The sequence below is a fragment of the Desertihabitans aurantiacus genome (genome assembly GCF_003344635.1).
GTDB classification, from domain to species: Bacteria; Actinomycetota; Actinomycetes; order Propionibacteriales; family Propionibacteriaceae; genus Desertihabitans; species Desertihabitans aurantiacus.
Map to the genome: position 1 here is coordinate 1 of NZ_QPKK01000372.1, position 2,834 is coordinate 2,834.

Consider the following 2,834-nt stretch of genomic DNA (forward strand, 5'->3'; position numbering starts at 1 on the left):
CGTCGACGGGACGCCGACGCCGTCGTCGCGGCAGCGCACCCGCAGCGCGCCGTCGCCCACGGTGACCTCGAGGTCGCAGCCGCTGGCGCCGCTGTGCCGGGCCGCGTTGAGGACGGCCTCGCTGGCGATGCCGTAGGCGGCCGCGGCCAGTGGCGCGGGCAGGTCGGCCCCCACCTCGGCACGCAGCCGCACCGCGAACCCGGCCGCGGCCTGGCGGGTGACGAGCTCGCTCAGAGCCGCCTCCAGCCCGAGCTCCTCCAGCACCGGCGGCAGCAGCGTCCGCGCGACCGTCCGGACGTCCTCGATCCGCCGGTCGAGCTCCTCCTGCAGGGTCTGCAGCATCGCCCGTGCTGCCGCCGGGTCGCTGTCGACGGTGTTGGCCACCCCGGCCAGGCCCAGCCGCAGCCCGGCCAGCCACGGGCCCAGCCCGTCGTGCAGCTCACGCCGGACCACCCGCCGCTCCTGCAGCCGGGCCGTGGTCAGGCGCTGCCGGCTCTGCTCGAGGTCGCGGGCGGTGCGGGTGAGCACGAGACCGGAGGCCACCACCGCCGACAGCTCCTCCAGGGCCCGCCGGGTGCGGGTGTCGAGGGCCTCCCCGGGCCGGGCGGTGGCGACCAGCGTCCCGACCGGGCCGGTGCCCGCGGCGAGCGGGACCGACAGTGCGGCCCCGGTCGGGGTGCCCCAGGCGGCGAGCACCTGCTCCTGCTCCGAGCGCAGGGTCACCGACTCCAGCCGCAGTGCGGTGCCGACCGTCTCCACCAGGGAGGACAGCAGCAGGTCGGGGTCGGAGGCGCGGCCGAGCGCGGTGCCCATCCGGCTGGCGGTGCGCCACGGGTCGTGCGCCACCCCGTAGACCATCCGGTGCACCTGGCGCTCGAACCGCTGCCGCAGCGGCTGGGCCAGCAGCACCACCGCGGCCGCGGCGGCCGCCTGGGCGATCCAGGCCGCCGGCACCAGCCGTCCCAGCGCGGCCGTCACCGCCGCGTAGACCACGGCCAGCCCGAGGGTGAGGGCGGCGGCCAGCAGCGCACGGGAGACCGCCAGCTCGATGCCCCACAGCCGCTGCCGCAGCACCACCGACAGCACGGCGGCGGGGAACAGCGCCTGGCAGGCCAGGTGCAGCACCGGCGTCACCCAGGACGGGGCCAGCGGGACCACCACCGGCACGAACGACAGCGCCATCACCGCGGTGCCGACCGCCAGCCAGCCCAGACCGACCGCCTCGGCCTCCGGCGAGCGCCGGCGTCGCAGCTCGACGCCGGCCGCGGTGACCAGCCCGTAGAGCACCGCCGCGGCGAACGCGGCCATCAGCACCCGGATGTCGAGGAACACCGACGACGCCAGGGCGGCTGCGGTCAGCACCGCCCCGCCCGCCGGACCCCACCAGGCCCGTCCGAGCGGCCGCTCGCGGACCAGCCAGGGCACCACGAGGAAGAGCGCCAGGGTGCCGGGCACCCACGCCAGGCCGAACCAGTCCCCGAACGGGCCCGCCTCGAGCCCACGGGTGTGGGCGTAGGTGCGCCAGCCCCCGGCCAGCGCCGCGAGGCCGCCGCCGATGCTGGTCAGCGCGAGGAGGTAGGCGACGGGGTGGCGCCGGCGCCACAGCACCACCCCGGCGGTGGCGCCGTAGACCAGTCCCACCATGGCGTCGACGACCAGGAACAGCTCGTCGCCCAGCGCGCTGGGGCCGGCGACCGCGAAGAGCACCAGCCCCGCGCACGCCAGCAGCCAGGCGGTTCCCCCGAGGAGCACCGCCTGGCGCGGGGCCCCGGACGCGGCGCGCCCGGGACCGTCCACCGCTGTCATGGCTGAACTGTAGGGAGCGGCACCGTCATCGCGCGACGTCTTCTCCGCGCAGCATCACCAGACCCGTGACGAGCAGCCACAGCGGGCCGAGGAAGCCGGCCATGTACTGCAGCGGGGAGAGCCCGAAGAGGACCATCAGCCCGCCCAGGACCAGGCTGATCACGCCGAGGGCCCGCGGGGCCGCCCCGTGCCGGACGGAGGCGACGCCGAGGGCGATCGCGCTCACCCCGGCGGTCACCCACAGCCACGGGATGGTGGCGATCCAGTGCGAGTAGAACGAGACGTCGGTGGCGACCACCAGCTCCGGCGTGGCGAGCCCGAAGACGAACTCGGTGTCCAGACCCGAGCCGAGCACCAGCACGGCGGCGAGCACCACCAGCCCGGTGGAGGCCACGGCCGGCAGCAGCGAGCGGGCCGGGGCCTGCCCGGCCAGGCGCCGGTGCAGCCCGGCGGCGAACGGGATCAGCAGCAGCGCGGCCGCGACGGTGGCGACGTGGAAGCCGACCAGGTGCGGGACGTAGCCACCGAGGTGCTGCAGGACCGACTCGGCGGTCGGCGGGTCGGCCGGGTCGACGACGGGGCCGACCGACATCGACAGCCAGATCCCGACGCCGCCGGCCAGACCGGCCAGGGCGCCGGCGACGGCCCAGCCACGACCGGGGCGCGAGACCTCGGCGGGAGCCTCGCCGGAGCGGCGGGGCGAGCTGGTGGTGGGTGCGGACATGGTGTTCTCCTCCTGCCCGTCGCGACCACCGTGGCCGACTCCCCGGGCTACGAGGACGATGCTGGGCCGCCCGGCGTCCCGGCCGGCAGGGCGCGGTGTCCCGTCCTGCCGGGACGTCCGACCGGGACACCCGAGCGGGTGCGGAGGGCGGTGCCGCGGCGGGCTGTCGGTGGCCGCTGCCCCGGTCCCAGCGCCCTGAGCCCGTCGAAGGGCGTCCGCGGACGTCCGCGCTCAGCCGGTCGGGTCCCGGACGGGGTCGGCGAGGCGGCCCAGCCGGCGGGCGCTGCAGAAGTGGCGGGCGGTG

General features: G+C 77.3%; 2 protein-coding genes. Both read right to left on the bottom strand.

What is annotated here, in order from left to right:
- A partial coding sequence (locus DVA66_RS19065; RefSeq protein ID WP_157974146.1) for a sensor histidine kinase occupies positions 1-1,806 on the bottom strand: 1,806 nt, incomplete at its 3' end.
- Positions 1,807-1,831: 25 nt separating this feature from the next.
- Positions 1,832-2,530 (bottom strand): hypothetical protein, encoded by a 699-nt coding sequence (locus DVA66_RS19070; RefSeq protein WP_114561425.1) that lies wholly within the window; start codon positions 2,528-2,530, stop codon positions 1,832-1,834.
- Positions 2,531-2,834: the final 304 nt, after the last annotated feature.

Excerpts from the sequence above, each read along its gene's own strand:
- DVA66_RS19070 (WP_114561425.1), bottom strand. The coding sequence starts at position 2,530 with ATGTCCGCACCCACCACCAGCTCGCCCCGCCGCTCCGGCGAGGCTCCC.